Source organism: Hydrogenophaga sp. (assembly GCF_051007235.1).
Classification (GTDB): Bacteria; Pseudomonadota; Gammaproteobacteria; order Burkholderiales; family Burkholderiaceae_C; genus Hydrogenophaga.
In genome coordinates this window covers 1-5,746 of record NZ_JBPCSJ010000129.1, presented here as the reverse complement: position 1 = coordinate 5,746, position 5,746 = coordinate 1, and the positions used below count along the sequence as shown (strand labels likewise).

Genomic DNA, 5,746 nt, shown 5'->3' with positions numbered 1-5,746 from the left:
CGCGAGGTCTACCAGGAACGCTACCTGATCCGGCGGCCCCTGATGCAGGCGCTGCAGGCGCCCGCGCCGGGTGCGGTGCTGCTGATCGACGAGGTGGACCGGGCCGACGAGCCCTTCGAGGCCTTCCTGCTCGAATACCTGGGTGAATACCAGGTCAGCATCCCGGAGCTGGGCACCATCCGCGCCCAGGCCGCGCCGCTGACCTTGCTGACCAGCAACCGCACACGCGACCTCAACGACGCCGTCAAGCGCCGCTGCCTCTACCAGTGGCTGGACTACCCGGAGCGCGAACGTGAACTGGCCATCGTGCGCGGCCAGGTGCCGCAGGCCGGCGAAGCGCTCTCGGCGCAGGTGTCGCAGTTCGTGGCCCGGCTGCGTTCGCTGCCGTTTGTCAACGCCTTCCAGCGCAGCCCCGGCATCGCCGAAAGCGTGGAGTGGGCCAAGGCGCTGGTGGCGCTGGACACGCTCACGCTGGACCCGGAGGTGGTGCGCGACACCGCCGGCATCCTGTTCAAGCAGCGCGAGGACGTGGCGGCCCTGCTGCCGCTGATCGACCAGCTGCTGCAGCCCGAAAGCGCACCCGCCTGACCACGGCATGCAACTCGGCGACGCCCGCAGCGGCAAGCTGCCCGACAACGTCACGGGGTTCGGCCGGGCCCTGCGGCGGGCCGGCGTCCCGCTGGACAGCAGCCGCCTGGCGCTGGCCCTGCGGTCGGCCCAACTCGTGGGCCTGGAGCGGCGCGACGACCTGCACGCCGCGCTGCGCGCGGTGATGGTCAGCCGCCAGCAGGATCTGGACGTGTTCGACCAGCTGTTCCAGGCGTTCTTTCGCAACCCCGAGCTGGCGCAGCAACTGCTGGCCCAGATGCTGCCCAAGGTGCGCGAAGCCCAGCCCCCGCAGCGCAAGGCGCGGGTACAGGAAGCGCTGGCGCCGCCGCGCCTGCCGGGCCAGGCCCCGCCACGGCAGGAGAGCCAGGTGCAACTGGACGCCGCCATGACCGCCAGCACCCTGCAGCGGCTGCGCCATGCCGACTTCGCCGGCCTCAACGCCAGCGAGTACCGTTTGATCGAACAGCTGGTGCGCGAGGTGCCGCTGGACCTGCCGCCCATCACCGGCCGGCGCACCCTGCCCGGCCGGCGCGGCGAACGGCCACACTGGGCCGCCGCGCTGCGCCAGATCCGCCAGCTCGACGGCGAACTGCTGTGGCTGCCCCGGCGCGAACGCCGCCCGCAACCCCTGCCGCTGCTGGTGCTGGTGGACGTCTCCGGCTCCATGGAGCGCTACGCCCGGCTGCTGCTGGCCTTTCTGCACAGCGCCACCCGCGGGCGGCCCTGTGCGGCCTATGCCTTCGGCACGCGGCTGACCGACCTGCGCCCGGCCTTCCGCCTGCGCGACAGCGACCAGATGCTGGCCGCCGCAAGCGCCGCCATCAACGACTTTGCCGGCGGCACGCGCCTGGGCGAATCGCTGGCCGCGCTGCGCCAGGGCCACGCCCGGCAGTTCGTTGGCCGCCGCACCGTGGTGCTGCTCATCAGCGACGGCCTGGACACCGGCGAACCCGAGGCACTGGCCTCGGAAATGGCCTGGCTCAAGCGCCACTGCCGCCAGCTGTTCTGGCTCAACCCGCTGCTGCGTTTCGACGGCTATGCCCCCCTGGCCCAGGGGGCGATGGTGCTGCACCGCCATGCGGACGCGATGCTGGCCGTGCACAACCTCAGCCGCCTGGAAGACCTGGCCGATGCCATGGCAAGGCTGTTGCAGCGGCGCCCCCGATAACCCCCATCCCACACCGGAGACACACCCCATGGACATGCAAGGACAACGCACCCTCGCCTGCACCCAGCAGCAGGCCTGGGAAGCCCTGAACAACCCCGAGATCCTCAAGGTCTGCATCCCGGGCTGCGAGAAGTTCGAGGCCACGGAAGGCGGCTATGCGGTCACCACCGCCATCAAGATCGGCCCCGTGGCGGCCCGCTTTGCCGGCAAGGTGCAGCTCAGCGACATCAACGCCCCGCACGGCTACCAGCTCAACTTCGACGCCCAGGGCGGCGTGGCCGGCTTCGGCAAAGGCCAGTCCAAGGTCGACCTCAAACCGGTCGATGGTGGCTGCGAGCTGAACTACACCGTGCACTCCACCGTCGGCGGCAAGATCGCCCAGCTGGGGCAACGCCTGATCGACAGCGCGGCCAAATCCCTGGCCGACGACTTCTTCAAGCGCTTCGACAACGAACTGCAGCGCCTGTACCCGCCGGCCGAAGCGGCCGCAGGCACCGCCGCCCCGACCGCCGCCGAAGCCACCGGCGCGCCGGGCGGCGGCATACCCGGCTGGGCCTGGGCCGCGGGCGCGGTGGTGCTGGCCGCCCTGGCCTGGATGGCGCTGCGCTGAGCAGCCGACGCCGGGACCGGTCATGGAAAACCTCGACCTCACCGTGCTGCGCGCCCTGCTGCAGTGGCGCCGCAAAGGCCGGCGCGCGCTGCTGGCCACCGTGGTGCGCACCTGGGGCTCGTCGCCCCGGCCGGTCGGCTCCATCATGGCGCTGTGCGACACCGGGGCCGTGGTGGGCTCGGTCTCGGGCGGCTGCATCGAAGACGACCTGATCTACCGCTACAGCCGGGCCAACGTGCCCGCCGGGGCAGCGGCCCGCGAAGGCATCACGCACGACATCCCCACCGGCCCACCCGAGCGCGTGACCTACGGCGTGACGGCCGACGAGGCCCACCGCTTCGGCCTGCCCTGCGGTGGCACGCTGGAACTGCTGCTGGAGTTCAACCCCGTGGCCGCCTTGCTGGACGAACTGGTGCGCGCGCTGGGCACCGGTCAGCTGATGCAGCGGCACACCGAGATCGCGACCGGCCGCGTCGAGCAGGGCCCCTGCGCAGGACCGCGGCCGCTGGAGGACGACGGCGTGTGGCTGCGCAACAGCTTCGGTCCGGAATACCGCATGCTGCTCATCGGCGCCGGCCAGCTGACCGAGTACCTGGCGAACATGGCCCTGTTCTGCGGCTTCGCGGTCACCGTGTGCGACCCACGCGAAGAGTACCGGGGCGGCTGGCAGCTGCCCGGTGTGGCGCTGGCCAGCGGCATGCCCGACGACGTGGTGCGCGAGTTCCATGTGGACCGGCGCAGCTGCGTCATCGCCCTCACGCACGACCCCAAGCTCGACGACCTCGCCCTGCTCGAAGCGCTGGCGTCCGAGGCCTTCTACATCGGCGCCATCGGCTCCCGGCGCAACCACGAAGCCCGGCGCGCCCGCCTGATCGAGCATTTCAACCAGACCGAGGAAAGCCTGGCCCGCCTGCGCGGCCCCATCGGCGTCTACATCGGCAGCAAGACGCCACCGGAGATCGCGGTGAGCATCATGGCCGAGGTGCTGGCCAGCAAGAACGCGGTGGTGCTGCCGCGGAACGCCCAGGTCGGCCCGGCCAAAGACGCCGTGGCCCCGGCCAGCGGGCCGGTGTGCGCCAGCCCGTCCCGGGCCTGAGCGCGGGCGCCGTGGCACATGACTTGCAGAACCGAGTGCAAGCCGGCCCGGCATCGGCGAGACTGTCGCATCCTGCAACAGTCGACCGCCGGTCCGGGTGACACACCTGCCTGCCCCGCCACGCCGCCATCACCATGCCGCTGAACACCCGCCGCCTCCCGAACGCCGCCCGGCACCGCCTGGGCCATGGGGGGTGCGCACAGTGGTCTGTGCGCGCGGCGACGGCCCTCTTTCACCCCCCAGCCGCCCCCACACCGTGACGCCACCAGCCCCCGTCAGCCTGGCCGAAGCCCAGCGTCTGCACCAGATCGACAGCGCGCGCCGTTCCCTGTTCGGCGAGGGTTCGCTCATGGGCGGCCCGCGGGTGGCGCCCTGGATCGAACAGTCGTGGCGGCGCTGCCTGGCGCAGGGCCTGCGCCCGCAACAGCGCATCACGTTCGACGCCGTGTCCGCCCCGGCCATGCGCCACGCGCTGGAAGCCAACCAGCCGCTGCTGCGCGCGGCGGCCCCGGTCATCCGGTCGCTGGCGCGCGCCATGGCCGACACGGGCTACTTCGCCATCCTCACCGACGCGCAGGGCGTGGTGATCGATGCCAACGGCCCGATCGACCACCACAACCGTCTGGCGCACCTGATCGCGCGGGTGGGCGTCGACCTCTCCGAACGCGCGGTAGGCACCACCGCCATCGGCACCACGCTGACCGAGCAGCAACCGGTGTGGCTGCACCGGGGCGAACACTTTTTTGACGACACCAGCGCCTACAGCTGCGCCGGCGCACCGCTGTTCGGGCCCGACGGCCGCTGCGTGGGCATGCTGGACCTGACCGGCGTCCACGTGCCCGAGCGGCCCGCGCTCAAGCACCTGGTCACGCAGTCGGCCCTGAGCATCCAGAACGCCTTGCTGCTGGCGCAACCGCACCGCCTGCTGCTGCGCCTGAACTGGCCGGGCCACACACTGGGGGCCGACGGGGACGGGCTGATCGGCGTCGGTGCCGACGGGCACATCACCGGCGCCAACCGCGCGGCCGCCCACATGCTCGGCCTGACGGACGCGCCCTGGCCGCACTGCAGCGACGTGTTCGCGGTCTCGACCGACCACCTGTTCGACGCTGCCCGCGCCCAGCGCCCGGCGGCCGAGCTGCCCCTGTGGTCGGGCCTGCGGGTGCAGGTGCTGGCGAGGGTGCACGGCAGCAGCCCGCGCGAGGTGCGCCCCGCCGATGTGACCAGCCCGCCCGCCCGCGCCACGGTGCCGCTCAAAGACCTGGAAACCGCGCTGATCCGCCAGGCGGTGGACGAAGCCCGCGGCAACGTCATGCAGGCCGCCCGCACCCTGGGCATCAGCCGCGCCACGGTCTACCGCAAGCTGAAAAAGCGCTGAGCCCGCTCCGAATCACCCAGGCAAGCTAGCCCGAGGGCTTGCATGAACCCAGGTGTGGCCGGCGAGCAATGTCTTTGTCCAGAACGCGGTGGAACCGGCTTTGCCGGGCCACACGCGTTGCCCCCTGGGGGGTGACGCCGAAGGCGGCGCGGGGGGAGCACCTTATGGCGCAGTCAGCGTCAACCCCTGCTTCTGGAACAAGGCCAGCAGCTCGCCCGAGCTGCGCAGTTGCTGCATGGCCGTCTCGATGGCCTGGCCCAGGTCTTTGTTGCCCGCCTTGATGGCCATGCCCACCGGCCAGCCCCGGTCGGGGATGTTGCCCAGCACCAGCTCGGTCAGCTTGAAGTGGTCAGGCCGGGGGCTCAGCGTGGCCAGCACCGATTCGGCCTGCGCCCGCGTCACATAGGCCGCCACGGCCTTGCCGTCGACCACCTGCTGCGCCGCGGCCGGGCCGCTGGGCTGGATGGACACCTGGTTGCGCAACAGACCGCCACCGTAGCCCATGAGCAGACTGGCCTGCCCGGCGCCGCGCTCGGCCGCCAGCGGCAGGCCCTTGAGGTCTTCCGGGCTGCGCACATCGGACAGCTTGCGGGCGTCGAACAGCAGCACCGGCACCTGGCGCATGTAGGGCGCAAAGATCAGCGCCTGCCGGTTCTCGTTGATCAGGTAGCGGTCCACCGGCACCTGCAGCATCACATCGGCCGGGCCATAACCCAGGTAGTGACCGCGCCAGACCATGTTGCGCAGGTCGTCGTTCATGTTCTCGCCGGCGTCGAACGGCAGCAGCGAGAGCTTGAGCCCCAGCTGTTTCGCCAGCGCCTCGGCCAGGCCCACATCGAGGCCGGTCATGTCATGGGCGGGACCGGATGAAAACGGCGCGTTGTC

The 5,746-nt window shown here is 71.5% G+C and carries 6 protein-coding genes; 5 read left to right on the top strand and 1 reads right to left on the bottom strand.

The annotated features are described in order from the left end of the window. From ACR2JA_RS04940 to ACR2JA_RS04920, 5 genes are all read left to right on the top strand, one after another. A partial coding sequence (locus ACR2JA_RS04940) for an AAA family ATPase (RefSeq protein ID WP_434008000.1) occupies window positions 1-588 on the top strand: 588 nt, incomplete at its 5' end. A 7-nt stretch (window positions 589-595) separates the two neighbouring features. Then, a complete protein-coding gene (locus ACR2JA_RS04935; RefSeq protein ID WP_434007999.1) occupies window positions 596-1,777 on the top strand; it encodes a vWA domain-containing protein in 1,182 nt (393 codons plus the stop codon). A gap of 28 nt (window positions 1,778-1,805) precedes the next feature. Continuing rightward, window positions 1,806-2,387 carry a CoxG family protein gene (locus ACR2JA_RS04930; RefSeq protein ID WP_434007998.1) on the top strand — a complete coding sequence of 194 codons (582 nt, stop codon included), beginning with the start codon at window positions 1,806-1,808 and terminating at the stop codon, window positions 2,385-2,387. Window positions 2,388-2,409: 22 nt separating this feature from the next. Beyond that, window positions 2,410-3,483: an XdhC family protein gene (locus tag ACR2JA_RS04925; protein WP_434007997.1), complete on the top strand. Its 1,074-nt coding sequence runs from the start codon at window positions 2,410-2,412 to the stop codon at window positions 3,481-3,483. Window positions 3,484-3,739: 256 nt separating this feature from the next. Next, entirely contained in the window at window positions 3,740-4,861 is a 1,122-nt protein-coding gene (locus tag ACR2JA_RS04920; RefSeq protein ID WP_434007996.1) for a helix-turn-helix domain-containing protein, read from the top strand. Window positions 4,862-5,023: 162 nt separating this feature from the next. Here the strand turns inward: ACR2JA_RS04920 and ACR2JA_RS04915 are convergent. Further along, window positions 5,024-5,746 (bottom strand): substrate-binding periplasmic protein (locus ACR2JA_RS04915; RefSeq protein ID WP_434007995.1); only part of this gene is annotated, 723 nt, incomplete at its 5' end.